The sequence below is a fragment of the Microbacterium sp. R1 genome, from assembly GCF_015159725.1.
Lineage (GTDB): Bacteria > Actinomycetota > Actinomycetes > Actinomycetales > Microbacteriaceae > Microbacterium > Microbacterium oxydans.
Genome location: NZ_JADDUD010000001.1, coordinates 669,614 through 685,446, shown reverse-complemented (window position 1 = coordinate 685,446; position 15,833 = coordinate 669,614). Strand labels below are relative to the sequence as shown.

At 69.4% G+C, this 15,833-nt stretch carries 17 protein-coding genes; 8 read left to right on the top strand and 9 right to left on the bottom strand.

The features are described 5' to 3' along the window. Positions 1–27: 27 nt before the first annotated feature. Both ILP86_RS03350 and ILP86_RS03345 read right to left on the bottom strand, forming a co-directional pair. Positions 28–1,377 carry a polysialyltransferase family glycosyltransferase gene (locus tag ILP86_RS03350; protein ID WP_193761368.1) on the bottom strand — a complete coding sequence of 450 codons (1,350 nt, stop codon included), beginning with the start codon at positions 1,375–1,377 and terminating at the stop codon, positions 28–30. After that, positions 1,374–2,354 carry a glycosyltransferase family 2 protein gene (locus ILP86_RS03345; RefSeq protein WP_193761367.1) on the bottom strand — a complete coding sequence of 327 codons (981 nt, stop codon included), beginning with the start codon at positions 2,352–2,354 and terminating at the stop codon, positions 1,374–1,376. The genes ILP86_RS03350 and ILP86_RS03345 overlap by 4 nt, the downstream gene beginning before the upstream one ends. A 423-nt stretch (positions 2,355–2,777) precedes the next feature. On the opposite strand from ILP86_RS03345, the gene ILP86_RS03340 reads away from it, so the two are divergent. Together ILP86_RS03340 and ILP86_RS03335 are read left to right on the top strand one after the other, a co-directional pair. Further along, positions 2,778–3,695 carry a hypothetical protein gene (locus tag ILP86_RS03340; protein ID WP_193761366.1) on the top strand — a complete coding sequence of 306 codons (918 nt, stop codon included), beginning with the start codon at positions 2,778–2,780 and terminating at the stop codon, positions 3,693–3,695. 9 nt (positions 3,696–3,704) lie between these two features. Then, positions 3,705–4,010, top strand: coding sequence for a DUF4229 domain-containing protein (locus tag ILP86_RS03335; RefSeq protein ID WP_061015661.1), 306 nt, complete (start codon positions 3,705–3,707; stop codon positions 4,008–4,010). Between the two features lie 49 nt (positions 4,011–4,059). On the opposite strand, the gene ILP86_RS03330 is transcribed toward ILP86_RS03335, so the two are convergent. The 3 genes from ILP86_RS03330 to ILP86_RS03320 are packed head-to-tail and all read right to left on the bottom strand — an operon-like array spanning position 4,060 to position 5,752. After that, the gene (locus ILP86_RS03330) at positions 4,060–5,034 is read right to left on the bottom strand and encodes a 1,4-dihydroxy-2-naphthoate polyprenyltransferase (RefSeq protein WP_193761365.1); all 975 of its coding nucleotides are present in this window, start codon (positions 5,032–5,034) and stop codon (positions 4,060–4,062) included. Positions 5,035–5,085: 51 nt separating this feature from the next. Beyond that, the gene (locus tag ILP86_RS03325; protein ID WP_061015665.1) at positions 5,086–5,376 is read right to left on the bottom strand and encodes a DUF4287 domain-containing protein; all 291 of its coding nucleotides are present in this window, start codon (positions 5,374–5,376) and stop codon (positions 5,086–5,088) included. Between the two features lie 13 nt (positions 5,377–5,389). Continuing rightward, positions 5,390–5,752, bottom strand: a complete 363-nt coding sequence (locus tag ILP86_RS03320) for a cupin domain-containing protein (protein ID WP_193761364.1) — start codon at positions 5,750–5,752, stop codon at positions 5,390–5,392. 45 nt (positions 5,753–5,797) lie between these two features. Here ILP86_RS03320 and ILP86_RS03315 point away from each other — a divergent pair, with 45 nt between their 5' ends. Further along, positions 5,798–6,823 carry a DUF5937 family protein gene (locus ILP86_RS03315; protein WP_193761363.1) on the top strand — a complete coding sequence of 342 codons (1,026 nt, stop codon included), beginning with the start codon at positions 5,798–5,800 and terminating at the stop codon, positions 6,821–6,823. A 15-nt stretch (positions 6,824–6,838) separates the two neighbouring features. On the opposite strand, the gene ILP86_RS03310 is transcribed toward ILP86_RS03315, so the two are convergent. Beyond that, a complete protein-coding gene (locus tag ILP86_RS03310) occupies positions 6,839–7,297 on the bottom strand; it encodes an Lrp/AsnC family transcriptional regulator (protein WP_046747768.1) in 459 nt (152 codons plus the stop codon). A gap of 72 nt (positions 7,298–7,369) precedes the next feature. On the opposite strand from ILP86_RS03310, the gene ILP86_RS03305 reads away from it, so the two are divergent. Beyond that, positions 7,370–8,809 carry a DUF6421 family protein gene (locus ILP86_RS03305; RefSeq protein ID WP_193761362.1) on the top strand — a complete coding sequence of 480 codons (1,440 nt, stop codon included), beginning with the start codon at positions 7,370–7,372 and terminating at the stop codon, positions 8,807–8,809. Positions 8,810–8,940: 131 nt separating this feature from the next. Then, positions 8,941–9,621, top strand: coding sequence for an SDR family oxidoreductase (locus ILP86_RS03300; RefSeq protein WP_193761361.1), 681 nt, complete (start codon positions 8,941–8,943; stop codon positions 9,619–9,621). A 67-nt stretch (positions 9,622–9,688) separates the two neighbouring features. Here ILP86_RS03300 and ILP86_RS03295 read toward each other — a convergent pair whose 3' ends face one another. After that, positions 9,689–11,080, bottom strand: a complete 1,392-nt coding sequence (locus ILP86_RS03295) for an MFS transporter (RefSeq protein ID WP_113680603.1) — start codon at positions 11,078–11,080, stop codon at positions 9,689–9,691. 55 nt (positions 11,081–11,135) lie between these two features. Here ILP86_RS03295 and ILP86_RS03290 point away from each other — a divergent pair, with 55 nt between their 5' ends. Next, positions 11,136–12,209 carry a low specificity L-threonine aldolase gene (locus tag ILP86_RS03290; protein WP_193761360.1) on the top strand — a complete coding sequence of 358 codons (1,074 nt, stop codon included), beginning with the start codon at positions 11,136–11,138 and terminating at the stop codon, positions 12,207–12,209. Between the two features lie 12 nt (positions 12,210–12,221). Here the strand turns inward: ILP86_RS03290 and ILP86_RS03285 are convergent, their stop codons facing one another. Further along, positions 12,222–12,827: an NUDIX hydrolase family protein gene (locus tag ILP86_RS03285; RefSeq protein WP_193761359.1), complete on the bottom strand. Its 606-nt coding sequence runs from the start codon at positions 12,825–12,827 to the stop codon at positions 12,222–12,224. Positions 12,828–12,947: 120 nt separating this feature from the next. Here ILP86_RS03285 and ILP86_RS03280 point away from each other — a divergent pair, with 120 nt between their 5' ends. Continuing rightward, positions 12,948–13,604, top strand: a complete 657-nt coding sequence (locus ILP86_RS03280; protein ID WP_058633244.1) for an alpha/beta hydrolase — start codon at positions 12,948–12,950, stop codon at positions 13,602–13,604. On the opposite strand, the gene ILP86_RS03275 is transcribed toward ILP86_RS03280, so the two are convergent. Further along, the gene (locus ILP86_RS03275; protein WP_193762036.1) at positions 13,605–13,889 is read right to left on the bottom strand and encodes a hypothetical protein; all 285 of its coding nucleotides are present in this window, start codon (positions 13,887–13,889) and stop codon (positions 13,605–13,607) included. A 288-nt stretch (positions 13,890–14,177) separates the two neighbouring features. On the opposite strand from ILP86_RS03275, the gene ILP86_RS03270 reads away from it, so the two are divergent. Further along, positions 14,178–15,797, top strand: a complete 1,620-nt coding sequence (locus ILP86_RS03270) for an ABC-F family ATP-binding cassette domain-containing protein (RefSeq protein ID WP_193761358.1) — start codon at positions 14,178–14,180, stop codon at positions 15,795–15,797. Positions 15,798–15,833 lie beyond the last annotated feature (36 nt).

Below are 15,833 nucleotides of genomic sequence, written 5' to 3'. Positions count from 1 at the left end.
CCATCGCCATCGCCATCGCCATCGCCGTCATCGTCCGCGCGCCGCCCGCCAGACGCGCCCCGCACGCCGCCGCGCACCGAGGGCGTGCAGTCGCCACTCCTCGATCCTGCCCACGCCTCCGGCGGGTCGCAGTGCACGACGCACGGCGTTCTCGACCGGCGCGCCGGGTAGCCGCAGCTCGGCGAGCCTTCGTGGCGAGAAGTACCGATCGCGCTCGGCCGGGTCGAGATCGTGCAGCAGCTCCTCGGCCCGCCCACGCAGATGTCCGGCGATCTTCGGCTGCATGGCATAACCGACCGCGTCGATCAGCAGCTGGAGCCGGGCGGGGTCGGCGTAGGGCGAGCCCTCGCGCGTCATGGCGTCCACCAGAGTCACGGGAATCCGGTTGCTGTTCTCGAACGGCTTCAGTGCCGCGAGCACCGCGTCATTGCCGGCCGACCCGATCGCGCGTCCGAAGAGCGTGTGCACGGTCGGCAGCGCAGTGGAGAACCCGGCGACGACGGCCAGGGCATCGATCCGTTCGGCGAGCAGCTCCGCCGCGAGCGGACCGCGATACTCGACGAAGTCGATGCCCTGCTCGCTCGCTCGCGCCCCGACGGCCGCCGTCACGAGAGGCGGCGCGCCCGGATGCGGCTTGAACACGATGCGCCGTGGTCGCCACTGCGCCGCACGGTCGATCAGACGCTGCTGCAGGTCGATCTCCTCGGCCACCGAGACCAGACCGAGCGCCGACAGGTACTGGCCGAGCACGAGCACCGTCGATGGGGAAGCCTCAGGGAGGGAAGACTCCCCTGTGTCCGTCTCTCGCAGGACCGCGGCGAACGACGCCGGCGGCACCGGCACGATCCGCGCACCCGGCGATCCCACGAGAGGCTCGACGCCCGGCACGACGTCGGCATGGACGACTCGCTCGATGCGTGCGGCGACGGGATAGGGCACCCGCACCCGCATGGGCGCATAGGTCATCAGCCCGTCCCCGATGATCGTGATCCGCGCCCGGGGGAACAGCGCCATCAACGTCCTGGCGGGTGCCACCTGCGGGCTCTGCACGAACAGTTCCAGATCGCGAGGGTCCACAGCCCACGCGCGCGCGAACAGGCGCTCGAGCATCGGGAGATCAGCGGCCTTCGGCTCCCAGGATCGCGGATGCCGCGGCATGAGCATCTCATCCAGCGGCTCCGCGCGGTCGAACCGCGCCCGCAGCGGCCCGAGCGCCGCATCATCCGCGATCCCGGTGACGGTCTCGGGCACCGTCGAGGAGGTGAAGGGCACAAGGATGCGCTCGCCACGGACCTCGTCGTCGATCAGTCCGGCATCCATCGCGGCCACCGCGGTCGCGAGTCCATAGGCGCTGTGCAGCGCGAAGACCTGCGTCATCCGGCACGACCCGCCTGACGGAGGACGCGTGCGAGGACCCGGCGGCGCGGTCCATCGAGGTGGCTCAGCACGACGGCCACCTCATCGGCCGGGAGTCGACGGAGCGTGCGGAGGATCCCCGCGCGCACTGCGCCGCGCAGCTGAGGGCTCATGCGGCGGGCGCGCACGAGGTGGTGGGAGCTGAGGGCGAGCACCGTCCAGACGGCCTTGGGGAGAAACCGCTCCGCCTCGCGATCCCGTTCGACGAGCGAGATGACCTCGTCCATCGCCCTGGCGAAGTCGAGCTGTCTCCGATCTCGGGTCTGGGTGAGCGATGTGGCCACGCCCCGCCGGTAGAGCAGCGCAGGCGCATCGACCACCGCGAACGACTCGGCCTGCAGATGCAGTCGCCAGATCCACGGTCGGTCCTCTGCGGTGAACAGCCCTTCGGTGAACGCCGCCAGGCCACGGTCGATGAGCCGGCGGTGGAAGAGCCCCGCCCAGGCGTACGGGTAGTCGACCATCGTCGATTCGTGCTCCGGCAGGATGGCGTCTCGCGGAGGAGCGACCCGGTCGCGCCACGGATACGGCGCCCGGACGAGGGCGCGCGTCCCACCCCTCACCGTGACGTGGTCGGTGCGTACGAAGTCGCAGTCGAGCTCTCGCAGCCGCGACGCGAGCACCTCGAGCCGACGCGGCTGCATCCAGTCATCGCCGTCGAGGAAGCAGAAGGCCTCCCCCTCGACGTGCGGCAGTCCCTGGTTGCGGGCCGTCGCCAACCCGCGCGCGGACTCGTTGCGCAGCACCTCGGCGCGGGGGAACCGCTCCGCGTACCGCCGCATGAGAGCACCCGTGTCGTCGCGCGAGCCGTCGTCGATCGCGACCAGCTTCACGGCTCCGAGATCATCGAACTGCCGAGTGAGCGTCTCGAGCGTCGTCCCGATGTACGCGCCGGCGTCCTTCGCGGGCAGGATGACGGTGACGAGGGGTGTGCGCACAGGACTCCAGAACGGGGACGGTGTGCGGGAATGGTCGCAGGCGGTCCTTGCCGGGCGGCGACGCGGAGGTGAACGACGGGTGTCCGTGAAGCGCCAGAGACCGTGCACTCGGGAGAAAGGCACTCGGGAGAAAGGCACTGAGGTGTGGTCCCGTACCCGAACGGAACCACACCTCCCAGTGCATCGCACTGCCGAACGAGACACGTTCGGGACGCGGTATCGCAGATGCGACACCGCGTGCCACGCGGCCGACTGACCCCCATCAGATGGCCGCGAGACGCTCATGGTCGTCGCGCCACCCTGGATGAGAGGAGAGCGCGACCGGACAGTAACATAATACATGCCAGAACTACGGCTGCACTCAATCGCGCGACTCCCGTGGTCCGGTTCGCCCCCACCGGCCGTATCGGCGACGATGGGGAGATGCTGTGGCCATTCGGATCGACCTGGCGCCCCGTGCGACAGCGGCGGCGTGACACCGTCGACCTGCGCTGGCTCAGCGCGAGGACCTGGACCAGGCGCTGGTATCCGCAGGGCGTCGACGTCGGCGAATGGCGCGGCCGACGCACCATTGCCGTGAGCTGGTTCCGCCAGGAGCTGTCAGGAGAGCATCTCGCCTCCCGCGTGACGCTCGTCGATCTCGAGCGCTCGCGTCACCTCGACGTCCTGCTCGCGACCGCCGACGACGACGGCGAACTGCACCCGGCGCGGATCCACGCCGGGGGACTCGCGTGGTTCGGGGATCGACTGTTCGCCGCCGCGACGGGCCAGGGCATCTGGGAGTTCGATCTGTCGGACATCCGTACCGTGCGCGGTGCTCTCGCCCAGCGGCTCGCCGGGTCGAACCGCCGCGGCGGACGCAGCACCGCTCTCGTCGCCGTGCGAACCAGGGTGCATCCCATCGCCCTGCGCTGCTCGTACCTCGGGCGGGTGTTCGACGACGACGGCTCCCCGCTCGCACGGGTACTCATCGGTGAGCATCGCCCGGACGAGAGCGGAATGATCGGCGAGTTCGCGATCCCCGTCGACCTCGCCGGCGAGTTCACCGAGTTGGACCGCTTCACCCCCGGCATCGCACGGATTCAGGGCGCCGTCCGCTGGGGCCGGCATCACTTCGTGTCGCAGTCCGACCGCATGCACCCCGGCACACTCTGGAGCGGCCGACGCGGGGCTCTCGCTCCGGACGCCGTCCCTCTCCCCGTCGGGTGCGAGGACCTGGCTCTCGACCTCGAGGCCGGACTGCTCTGGTCGCTCGGAGAGCACCCCTGGCGACGGGTGGTGCGCGGCATCCCCTTCGCCAGGCTCGGGATCGGCGACGAGGGCTCCCGACGGCGAACGTAGACTGGAGGGGTGAAGAAGCCCGCGCCTTTCCTCGTCTACACCGTGCTGCGGCTGCTGGCGTTCCTCGTCCCGCTCGCCATCCTCTGGTTCTTCTTCCCGATCTTCCGGGAGTTCTGGTGGCTCGCAGCGATCTTCGCCGCGCTCATCGGCATGAGCATCTCGATGCTGTTCCTCCGCACGCCGCTCACCGACGCGTCTGCCCGCCTGCAGGAGCGCCGCGAGAGCCGTTCATCCGGCGGTCAGGACGACGCGGACGCCGAGGACCAGGCGATCGACGAGTCGAACGATCCCGCCGACGGCGACGCCAAGCCCTGAGGCTCCCACGAGCCGGATCAGCCCACGGCCGGATCAGCCCACGGCCGGATCAGCCCACGAAGGCCCAGAACAGGGCCCCGGCGTAGAGCAGCGACGTCAATGACGTGAGCGCGAGAGCGGTCACCAGCTCTTTCGGCTGCCGGTACGACCAGACGATGGCGATGGCCGGCAGACCGGCGAGCAGCGCCAGCAGGGAGATCCACGCGATCGGGAACCCCAGTGCCAGGAATGCGGCGATGCCGAACGGCGCGAGCACGAAGAGCGTGAAGAGCACCTGGGTGGCCCTGCGCCCGATCAGCACCGTGAGGGTGCGCTTGCCCACCTCGCGGTCGTGGTCGATGTCGCGCAGATTGTTGGCGAGCAGCACGGCGCAGGCGAACAGACCTGTCGCGATCGCGCCGAGCCAGGCCTGCTGCGGCAGGGCGAAGATCTGCACCCAGGTGGTGCCGAGCGTGGCGACGAGTCCGAAGAAGACGAAGACGAACACCTCGCCGAAGCCGTAGTACCCGTACGGCCGCTTGCCGCCGGTGTAGAACCACGCGGCGACGATGCAGGCGGCGCCGACGGCCAGCATCCACCACTGCCCCGTGCGGATCACGATCCCCAGACCCACGAGAGCGGCCAGGGCGAAGAACACCAGGCCGATGATCAGCACGGTGCGCGGCTTCACCCGCCCCGAGGCCGTCAGGCGCGCAGGTCCGACCCTGTGCGCATCGGTGCCGCGGACGCCATCGCTGTAGTCGTTCGTGAAGTTCACACCGATCTGCAGCAGCACCGCGACCGCGAGGCAGGCGAGCGCGATGACCCAGTGGAACTCGGGCCCGGTGCTGCGCGCGGCGCCCGTGCCGATGACGACGGGTGCGATCGCGAGCGGCAGGGTGCGCAGGCGCGCAGCGCCGATCCAGTCCCCCGCCGTCACCGGCCCGGCTTCGACCACCGGACGCTTCGCCGGGTTGCCACTCGTGTGCACCGGCGTGCGCTTCGCGGACGGGTTCTTCTTCTTGCGCTGGGAGGATGCTGCCACGCAGGGAATCCTACTGGCCGACCCGATGCCGGACCTCAGCGGGACGGCGCATCAGGGGTTCGGGTTGGTGTCCTTGCCGTCGAGCCACAGGGTGTCGGACCGGTCGCCGTGGGCGCCACCCTTGCCCACGTGCTTGTCGCTGATCTGCGGCCCCTTGGTGATCACGTGCACGAGGGCCATCGCGTGACCCTGTCCCAGTTGGTAGTCCTCTTTGAGCCACGCGACGATCGGCGTCGCCTTGGTCGTCCGGTCGAACCCCTTCTCGGCGGCGAGTTCGATGAACTGCCGCGGAGTGAGGCCGGTCTTGGTCTCGATGTTGTCGAGGTATGCCTGGAAGGACATGATGCTCCTGTGGTCAGTCCTCGTCGAGGAACGTCTGGATGATGGTGGCGGAGGCGTGGATGCCGATGATCTTGAGCACCCCGTCACCGACGTTGGTGAAGCGGTGCGGCACATAGGCGGGTCCGGTCGCGGAGTCGCCTGCTCCGGCGACGAAGGTCTCCTCGCCCACCGTGATCGAGGCGATGCCCTCGATCACGACCCAGGTCTCAGGATAGGGATGCCAGTGCAGACCCGGCCCCTCCCCCGGCTGGTTCTCGACGAAGAAGTAGGACACGGCGGCGCCGTGTTCGACCCCGACGAACCTCCGGCTGCGCCCCGTGCCGATGCGGATGTCGTCGGCCGCGACGACGCCGGAGAGAGACGGTGTGCTGTTCATGGCTCCAGTCTCGACAGACCCTTCGCCTGCTCCTAGAGTTTCGATGTGGATCGAAACTCCAGCCCGATCGAGGGCGTCGAGCACCCGGATCATCGTGTCGAGTTCCACCTGAGCCCCGGCGACGTCGAGGCGGTGCGGTTCGGCATCTCCCCCGGGCACGAGCTCGCGCACGCGGTGAGGGTGTTGCGGCGTCCGGCCGCCCATCCGCTGCAATGGGGGTGGCTGCGCGCCGTTCGCGAACAGCTCCCGCGCCGCGACTTCGCACTGCTCTCCACCGTGATCGGCGACGACGGCTACCTGCCCGACTTCCTCACGACCACGCCCCGATGGGATCTGACCCCCGAGGCCGAGCTCGATGAGCTGCGCGCGGCACCTCTCGATCCGATGCGCGTCGACTTCGGGAAGATGGTGCAGCGTTCGACCGGCGCCCGCCGACAGGCCCTACGCGAGATGCAGGACCATCCCGAGCGCGCCCGTGACATGATCGCCGACGGGTGGGCCGCCGTATGGGAGGCGGCACTCGCCCCAGTGTGGCCGCAGCTCGAGCGCTTGCTCCGTGCCGACATCGCTGTGCGCGCCCGCACCATCACTACAGCAGGTATCGCCGGCATGGCCGGAGACCTGCACCGCCAGGTGACCTGGGGCGCGGGCGCCGTGCGCGTCTCCCTGCGTCGCCACAGCGAGCAGGTCGACTGCCGCGGAAGCGGACTGGTGCTGGTGCCCTCGGTCATGTCGTCGTGGGGCTGCATGGTGCTCACCGAACCTCCGGCGCAACCCACGCTGTTCTATCCGGCCCGCGGCGTCACCGCAGGCTGGGCCCGAGACGCCGCCGACATCGAGGATGCTCTCGGCGCCCTGCTGGGACCGGCGCGGGCGGCGATCCTGCTCCAGGCCGGCGCCGCCCGCACGACGACGCAAGTCGCGCACGATGCGGGCCTCGCGATATCGACGGCGTCGCATCACCTCTCGGTTCTTCGAGATGCCGGCCTGGTCACCAGCGAACGCGACGGCGCCAGGATGCACCACCTGCGCACCCCGCTGGGCGAGGCCCTGGTGGGTGCCGCGCTCTGACACCCGCCGTACGGGCTACTCCGCGGAGCCCACCGGGATGATCGGCCGGTGCTCGTAGTACGTCTGCAGCACCACCGTCGTGCGGGTGCTGACGTTCGCCGCCAGGCGCACGTCGCGCACGAGCTCTTCGAGTGCGCGCGGCGACGGCACCCGCACGAACAGCATGTAGCTCGCGTCACCGGCGATGGAGTGACAGGCCTCGATGGCATCGAGGTGCTCGAGCAGTTCCGGGGCGTTGTCCGGCTGGGCGGGGTCGAGCGGCGTGATCTCGATGAACGCCGAGAGCGGTGTGCCCACCTGTTCGGGGTCGAGGATCGCGCGGTAGCCGGAGATGACACCCCGCGTCTCCAGCCTGCGCAGGCGCGACTGCACGGCCGACACCGACAGCCCCACGGCGTCGGAGAGCTGCGAGAGCGTGGCACGGCCGTCGCGGGAGATGGCGGTCAGGATCGCGCGGTCGACAGAGTCATCCATAGCTGTAAGATTATCGTCAGGATTCCGTATATGCCGGAATCTTTCCGCCAAACTCTCCGATCGGAGGTCCCGATGTCCCTTCTTTCCGCCAACAGTTCCGCTGTCCAGGCCATCGTCGGCGAACCCGAGGTCGTCGAGGACGCATCGATCGCCGAGCAGTCCGCCGCGTGGGCTCAGCTCAAGGACGCCGCGATCGCGATCCGCGAGATGCAGATCAAAGACGGCTCGATCCCGGATGCCGCGCACCACGCCGCCGCCCGTGAACTCGTCGGTGCGATCACCGCAGCGATCCGCGCCCTCGCCCCCGCCTTCCCGCACGACGCCGAATACCTCGCCGCCTCCGTGGTCGACTTCGAGCGCTGGGTCTCGGAAGACTTCGGTGTGCCGGACTTCCTCGACTCGCTCGTGGCCTTCCAGCCGCAGCAGCACCGCGTCGACGGCATCCGCCACCTCGTCGTCTTCCCGATGTACACGCAGAACGGCTCGAGCGACCGCCTGGTCGAGGCGCTGATCGTCGAGACGATCTGGCCGGAGTTCATCGCGGCACTCGAAGCCGGCGACTACGGCAACAAGCTGTTCGTCTCGCTGCGTCTGGTCGATTTCACCCCCGGCTACGACACGAACTCGGCCGTGCTGTTCCCCGAGACCGTCGCGATGCGCGAGATCCCGACCTTCACGTGGGGCGCGATCTTCCAGGACCGCGAGGCGGCCCGCTACCGTCGTGTCACCCGTGCCGCTGCCGAGATCACCAACCTCGACCTGCCGGAGCGCGCGGCCGCGATGCTCGACGACCAGCAGATGACCGAGAAGACCTTCGTCATGTGGGACATCATCCACGACCGCACCCACATGCGCGGCGATCTGCCCTTCGACCCGTTCATGATCAAGCAGCGGATGCCGTTCTTCCTCTACTCGCTGGAGGAGATGCGCTGCGACATGACGGCGTTCCGCGAGTCGGTGAAGATCGAGCGTGCTCTCGCTGCCCGCATCGAAGCCTGCGAAGAGCTCACCGAGATCGAGCAGGAGACGCACGACTACGCGCACCTCGTGCAGTACGCGGTGATCTTCGATCGCATCTTCCGCTTCTCGATCACGGGCACTCGCACGCGCAACTACGACGCGGTCGGCGGACAGCTCCTGTTCGCGTGGCTGCACCAGCGTGGCGTGCTGCACTGGACCGACACCGCTCTCGCGTTCGATTGGGACGCCGTGCCGGATGCCGTGGTGGCTCTGGGAGATGCGATCGACGACCTGTACTGGCACTCGATCGACCGTCCGAAGGTCGCGCACTGGCTCGCCGCATACGAGCTCGTCCGCGGCACGCTCACCCCGCACCCGGCGTCCCAGTGGGCCCGCGGCTTGTCCGACGAGATCCTCGCCGGCGCGCCGAAGGGCTACACCGACGCCGTGATGGACGACGAGTTCCCGCTGTCGATGTTCTTCGAGACCCTCGACAAGAAGATGAAGCCGGTCATCGAGTCGACCGTCGGCATCCGCGGCACGGACGACTGATGACCACGCGCGCACCGCGCGCGTTCCGAGTGTGACGCTGGGGCGCACCGCGCTGCGGCCGGAACCTCTCGTGCGGGATCTCCCGCGGGTTCCGGCCGCAGAAGCCCCTCCGATCCGGGAGAGTGGACGACATGGCTGAACACGTGGCACAAGAGGCCGAGCGCACCGAATCGACGGCTTCCGGACGCATCGTCCTGCTCGCCGGGGCCACCAGTGCGGCCGGCCTCGCCGTGACGCGGGCGCTGGTCGCCGCGAACGCACGGGTCTTCGCGACCGGCCGCTCGGAGGAGCGCCTGCGGGAGATCGCAGATGCCGGCGCTCAGGTCGAGGTCGCCGATGCGACCTCTCTCGACGAGATGACCACCCTGGCCTCGCGGCTCGGCCCCGTGGATGCAGTGGTTCCGCTGGTCGGAGGGTGGAGAGGAGGCGGGGGCCTGGCCGGACAGTCCGATGAGGACTTCGCCGCGCTGCTCCCCGCGCTCGACGCCGTGCGAGCCACGAGCCGGGCGTTCGACGATGTGGTGCGCGCCTCAGACGCCGGACGCTTCGCGATCGTCTCATCCACCGCCGTCGCGCGCCCCCTCGCCGGCGGGGCGAACTACGCCGCGGTCAAGGCTGCGAGCGAGGCCTGGGCGCGAGCGGTGGCCCAGGGCTACGCCAAGGCCGCACGCGAAGCCGACGAGCCCCTGCGCACGGCGTCCGTGGTGCTCCGCGCCAAGGCACTCGATCCCGATGCGCTGGCCGCCCGGATCGTCGCGCTGTGGGACGAGGACGCGACCGCGCTCAACGACCGGGTGCTGGACCTGGGCTGATCCCCGGCCCGGCACGGCACCGAGGCTCCTTCGATGCCGTCTGTCCGCTCCTGCGCGGCGGTCAGCGTCAGCGGGAATCCGGAGGCATCCCCGGAACCACGGGTGGAGCATCCGCCCCCTCCGGTTCCGGCGCGTCGATCTCCTGCTCGGGAGCCTCGGCGTAGAGCTCGGTGAGTTTGCGATAGGAGCGCGTGAAGAAGGCCAGCGTGGCGGCGACGACCATGATCAGTCCGGCGAACAGGCAGATCAGCGCGATGCCTCGCGCCTCGCCTTCTCCGAGCAGCCACCCCCACTGCTGCTGCCCCTGGGCGGTCCTCATGTAGGGGATGATCAGGAATTCGGCGATCGGGGCGATCAGGAAGGCCGTGAGCGGAGCCGCCGCCGCTTCCATCGCTGCGGCCACCCCGAACACACGCCCCTGACGCTGGAACGGCACGACCTTCTGGATCACGGTCTGCTCCGCGGCCTCGACCGGAGGCACCAGTGCCATGTACACCCACATGCCGACCACGTAGAGCGGCCACCACTCTCGCAGCATGAACACCGATCCGAGCAGTCCCATCGCGATGACCACGAGCAGCATCGTGCGCATGGGCTTGGGGCCGAGGCCGAACTTGGCCACCAGCCCGCCGCCGACGAGGAAGCCGGTCGAGGCGAAGGCCAAAGCGAACCCCCAGGTCTGGGCATCGAAGAGCGTGAGCCCGTAGGGGTCCATGAGCGCCATGTAGACGCCGCCGATGAGGTTGTTGAACGTGGAGAAGATGATCAGGGCGAACAGCCCGGGAGCCAGTCGGATGGCCTGCACGCTTCCCCGGAAGTCGAGGGCGCTGGAGGCGTTCGGGTCGGGCTCCGGAGCGCCCTCAGGGATGCGGATGAACAGCAGGTGCGCGAAGGTGAGCGCCATGGCGGCGATGGCGATCGCCAGGGTCCATCCCATGCCGAGGAAGCCGATCGACAATCCCGAGAACACACTGGTGACCAGGAAGGCGATGCCCTGCACCGTGCCGACCAGACCGTTCGCGTTCGCGCGCTTCTCCTCGGGGATGAGCAGGGTCACGGTCGTGGACAGCGCGATGTTGCGCAGCTGCTCGATCACGCCGCCGAACAGGATGATGCCGGAGAACAGCCAGAACCACGGCCCTCCCAGATCGAGCAGCGCCGCCTCGGGCTGCCAGAGGTAGAGCACCCCGGCGACGAGGAAGGAGACCGCGGAGATGATGCTCGAGATCACCATGACGGTGTGCTTGCGGTTGCGGTCGACGATCGTGCCGAACGCCATCGCGAAGAACGCGACGAACAGCATGTAGGCGCCGCCGATGATGCCCGTGGCCAGCACCGACTGCGTCTCGATGTAGACCCAGAACGTCAGCGCGAACCACAGGAAGCTCGTCGTCACGTTCGCGATGAGCGTGTTGACGAGGACGTTGGCGAAGGCTCGCTTCGCTACGGTGCGCTCCATGGATTCGAGGGTAGAGCGGGGCGGGGACATCCGGTAGGGCGATTAGGCTTGAGCGGTGAGCATCCAGCATGACCCCGCGATCCGGGGCTTCGCCAGTGACAACTACTCCGGTATCCACCCCGACGTCCTCGCGGCCATCGCCGCGGCGAACGGAGGCCACCAGAGCGCCTACGGCGAGGACGCGTACACCGCGCGCCTGCAGGAGGTCTTCCAGGAGCACTTCGGCGAGGGCGTGCAGGCGTTCCCGGTGTTCAACGGCACCGGCGCGAACGTCACCGGCCTGCAGTCCATGCTGCCGCGTTGGGGGGCGGTGATCGCCGCTTCGACCGCCCACATCAACGTCGACGAGGCCGCGGCCCCGGAGAAGATCGGCGGCTTCAAGCTGCTGACCGTCCCCACCGACGACGGCAAGCTCACGCCCAAGCTGATCGACCGCGAAGCCTGGGGCTGGGGCGACGAGCACCGCGCACAGCCGCTGGTCGTCTCGATCACCCAGAGCACCGAGCTCGGCACGCTGTACACGGCCGAGGAGATCCGCACGATCGCCGACCACGCGCACGAGCGCGGCATGAAGCTGCACCTCGACGGTGCGCGCCTCTCGAACGCGGCAGCGGCCCTCGACCTGCCGCTGCGTGCGTTCACCCGCGACGCCGGCGTCGATGTGCTGACCTTCGGCGGCACCAAGAACGGCGCCATGCTCGGCGAGGCCATCGTCGTGCTGAACCCCGACGCCGCCGACGGCCTGAAGTACTCGCGCAAGTTCAACATGCAGCTGTCGTCGAAGATGCGGTTCGTGTCGGCGCAGCTGATCGCTCTGCTCGAGACCGACCTGTGGCTGCGCAACGCGAAGCACGCGAACGCCATGGCGGCGCGTCTGCGTTCGGAGATCGAGGCGGGCATCGCCGACGGCTCCATCCGCGGCGTCGACTTCACCCAGCCGACGCAGTCCAACGGCGTCTTCGCCACGCTCCCGGACGGCGTCGCCGACCGGCTGCGCGACTCGTTCCGCTTCTACGACTGGGACGCGGCGCGCAAGGAGGTGCGCTGGATGTGCGGTTTCGACACCGAAGAAGCCGACGTCGACGCCTTCGTCGCCGAGCTCTCGCGCCTCACCACAGCCGGAGCCTGAGCACCGGAGGTCTCAGCGCAGCAGACCGAGGCTCGCGAGAGCCTGGCGGATGAGAGTGCCTCGACCGTTCTCCATCTCGGCGGCGACCGCGTCGGACCCGGCGGCCTCCGGCGAGAACCAGGTGACCTCGAGCGCATCCTGCCGTGGCTCGCACGTGCCGGTCACCGGCACGACGAAGGCCAGCGACACCGCATGCTGCCTGTCGTCGTGGAAGGCACTCACGCCGGGGATCGGGAAGTACTCGGCCACGGTGAACGGCAGCGGCTGGGGCGGAAGCAGCGGGAAGGCCATCGGGCCCAGGTCGTTCTCGACGTGGCGGAAGAGGGCGTCGCGGATCGTCTCGCCGAAGCGGACGCGCCCGGAAACGATCGTGCGAGTCATCTCCCCCATCGGGGTGGAGCGCAGCAGGATGCCGATCTCGATCACCTGGCCGGAGCCGTCGCTGCGCACCGGGATCGCCTCCACATAGAGCATCGGCAGCCGACGCCGAGCCTCTTCGAGCTCGAACTCGCTCAACCAGCCGGGGTTCGCATCGGGCGCGGGGCGATTCGAATCCGGGAACTCGCCGAGACCGTCGTCGTCGGGTTCCGGATCAGGATCAGGTGTGCGGACCGCCATGTGTCCTTTCTACCAGCCGTCCCTCAGAACCGACACCGCGCCCGGCCGCGCACCTCGAGTGGACGGCCGACGCGCGACGGCTGAGCAGACGATGAGGGTGGCCCCTGGCAGGATGACGGTGTGAGCGAGAACCTGACGATCGACGACTCCGCGACCCGATGGTCGTCCACCGACCGTGCAGGGGCGCCTCTGCTGGTCCTCCTGCACGGTTACGGGGCGGACGAACACGACCTCTTCGGACTCATCCCCTACCTTCCCGAGGGCATCGCCGTGGCCTCCGTCGCCGCTCCGCTCGCCCCTCCGTGGCCCATGCCGGGGCGCTCCTGGTACCCGATCGAAGGACTCGACGGACGCAGCTCGGAGGCGGTCACCGCCGCAGCCGACGCCTTCCTGCGCTGGCTCGACTCCGCAGCCGCCGATGCCCCCTCGGTGGCGCTGCTCGGCTTCTCTCAGGGCGCGGCGGTGGCGCTGCAGGCCCTCCGTCTGGCTCCGGAACGCTTCGGCGCGGTGGCGGCGCTGAGCGGATACGCCGCACCGGGAGACCTTCCGAACGACGAGGCACTGGCCGAGCTGCGCCCACCGGTGTTCTGGGGTCGGGGCACGCACGACGACGTCATCCCGCCCGCGCTGGTCGACCACACGGCCCAATGGCTGCCGACGCACTCCGAGCTGTCCGGTCGGGTGTACACCGGACTCACGCACAGCATCTCGGAGGAGGAACTGACCGACGTGCACCGCTTCCTCACCAAGTGGGTCGAGGGGATCGCCGCGAGCTGATCAGCGCTCCGGCTCCTCCTCGGACGCACCGAAGTCGTCACCAGGGCGCCCGTCGGTCTCGTCGCCCCCGTCGCGCTCGTCCTCGCGCTCGCGGGAACCGGATCCGCCGCCCGAGGTGATGGCGACGGAGAGGGCGACGCCGATCGCCACTCCGATTCCGATTCCGAGGGCCCAGTTCTGCAGGGCGGCGCCCAGCGACGCCCCGATCGCCACTCCGAGCGCGAGCCCGACGCCCAGGCCCATACGCGAACGCGACTCCTGCGGACTCGGATCGTGATCTGCCATGCCTCCACGCTACGCACCGGTGGAGGCGACGGCATCCCCCGCGCGACGGACAATCCGACACGCCCGGGGTTGCGCGATCGCGACACGCCCGGGTATCGTCGGGGAGTCCTGTCCGCCGTGTCTGGAAGTCCTTTGATCTGATCCGTCGCCTCCGCGCTCATCTTTCCGCGCGCTGACCCGACGATCGCCGACTCCACGGCAGACCCACTCCGCCCTATCCCGTGACGCGTGTCACGGGACGGCAGGGGCTCGGTGTCAGTGCACCCTCGCACTCGACAGGAGACACTCATGTCAACCCCCACAACTCTTCACGCCTCGGTCGTCCTCGACCGGCTCACCTTCACCTGGCCCGACGGCTCGATCGCGCTCGACGGCATCTCCGGGTCCTTCGGCTCGGGACGCACCGGGCTTGTCGGACGAAACGGCGCCGGCAAGTCCACGCTGCTGCGACTGATCGCCGGCGAGCTCGACTCCACCTCGGGCGTCGTCACCGCATCCGGCGAGGTCGCGTACCTTCCGCAGCAGCTGACACTCGATGTCGACCGCCGCGTCAGCGACCTCCTCGGGGTGTCCGAAGCGCTCGATGCCGTGCGGGCGATCGGCACGGGCGACGTCGACCCGGCCCACTTCGATGCGGTCGGGGACGACTGGGACATCGAAGCGCGCGCGGAGGCGTCGCTGGCCGAGGCCGGACTGGCCCCGGACTTCCTCGACCGCACGGTCGGCGAGCTCTCGGGAGGGGAGGCGGTGCTCGTCGCGATCGCCGGCATCCGTCTGCGCCGCGCGCCCATCACGGTCCTCGACGAGCCGACCAACAACCTCGACCGCGACGCCAGAGCGAAGCTCGCGGCGATGGTGCGCGCCTGGAAGGGCACGCTCATCGTCGTGAGCCACGACCTGTCTCTGCTCGAGCTGATGGACGACACCGCCGAGCTCTACGCCCAGACGCTGAGCGTGTTCGGCGGCCCGTACTCCGAGTGGCGGGCGTGGCTGGACGCCGAGCAGGATGCGGCGAAGCAAGCCGAGGTCACCGCCGCCCAGGTGCTCCGCAAGGAGAGACGTCAGCGTATCGAAGCCGAAGTGAAGCTCGCCCACCGCGCACGCACCGCGAAGAAGGCGGAGATCGAGAAGCGCGTCCCGAAGATCGTGGCCCACGGGCGCAAGATGGCCGCTGAGGTCTCGGCGGGCCGACTGCGCACCGAGGTCGGAGCGAAGGAGGATGCGGCGCGGTCGCTCCTCGATGAAGCGGGGCGCCGTGTGCGCTCTGATGCATCGATGAAGATCGAACTGCCCGACCCGCAGGTGTCCCGCAGCCGCCGCATCGCGACGGTCGGTGATGACGAACGAGCCTGGGTGATCCAGGGTCCGGAGCGGGTCGCACTGATCGGCCGGAACGGGGCGGGCAAGACCACGCTGCTGGAGCGGTTGGTCGCCGGCGGCTCGGCTCCGGATGAGCATCCGCTGCACGCCGAGGCCCACACCGACCTGATCGGCTACCTGCCGCAGCGGGTCGACGGACTCGACGAGCAGCGCTCGGTGTTCGAGAACATCGCCGCCGCAGCACCCCACGTGCCGGAGAAGGAGCTGCGCAACCGGCTCGCCCGGTTCCTCATCCGAGGAGCCACGGCCGAGCGCCCTGTGGCGTCCCTCTCCGGCGGTGAGCGGTTCCGCGTCGCGCTGGCGACGCTGCTGCTCGCCGACCCCGCACCGCACCTCGTGGTGCTCGACGAGCCGACGAACAACCTCGACCTCGACACGGTCGACCAGCTCGTCGAAGCCCTCCGCGCCTACCGAGGCGCCGTGCTCGTCGTGAGCCACGACGACGCATTCCTGCGTCGCCTCGACCTCGATCTGACGCTCGAGATCGACGGCGAAGGCGCACTGCAGGAGGTGATGCTCGAGCCCTGACGCGGACGTGCGACGTCGGGGAGAGAGCTCCCTGAC

Excerpts from the sequence above, each read along its gene's own strand:
- ILP86_RS03350 (WP_193761368.1), bottom strand. The coding sequence starts at position 1,377 with ATGACGCAGGTCTTCGCGCTGCACAGCGCCTATGGACTCGCGACCGCG.
- ILP86_RS03340 (WP_193761366.1), top strand. The coding sequence starts at position 2,778 with ATGCTGTGGCCATTCGGATCGACCTGGCGCCCCGTGCGACAGCGGCGG.
- ILP86_RS03325 (WP_061015665.1), bottom strand. The coding sequence starts at position 5,376 with ATGTCCTTCCAGGCATACCTCGACAACATCGAGACCAAGACCGGCCTC.
- ILP86_RS03320 (WP_193761364.1), bottom strand. The coding sequence starts at position 5,752 with ATGAACAGCACACCGTCTCTCTCCGGCGTCGTCGCGGCCGACGACATC.
- ILP86_RS03310 (WP_046747768.1), bottom strand. The coding sequence starts at position 7,297 with ATGGATGACTCTGTCGACCGCGCGATCCTGACCGCCATCTCCCGCGAC.
- ILP86_RS03305 (WP_193761362.1), top strand. The coding sequence starts at position 7,370 with ATGTCCCTTCTTTCCGCCAACAGTTCCGCTGTCCAGGCCATCGTCGGC.
- ILP86_RS03300 (WP_193761361.1), top strand. The coding sequence starts at position 8,941 with ATGGCTGAACACGTGGCACAAGAGGCCGAGCGCACCGAATCGACGGCT.
- ILP86_RS03295 (WP_113680603.1), bottom strand. The coding sequence starts at position 11,080 with ATGGAGCGCACCGTAGCGAAGCGAGCCTTCGCCAACGTCCTCGTCAAC.
- ILP86_RS03285 (WP_193761359.1), bottom strand. The coding sequence starts at position 12,827 with ATGGCGGTCCGCACACCTGATCCTGATCCGGAACCCGACGACGACGGT.
- ILP86_RS03275 (WP_193762036.1), bottom strand. The coding sequence starts at position 13,889 with ATGGCAGATCACGATCCGAGTCCGCAGGAGTCGCGTTCGCGTATGGGC.
- ILP86_RS03270 (WP_193761358.1), top strand. The coding sequence starts at position 14,178 with ATGTCAACCCCCACAACTCTTCACGCCTCGGTCGTCCTCGACCGGCTC.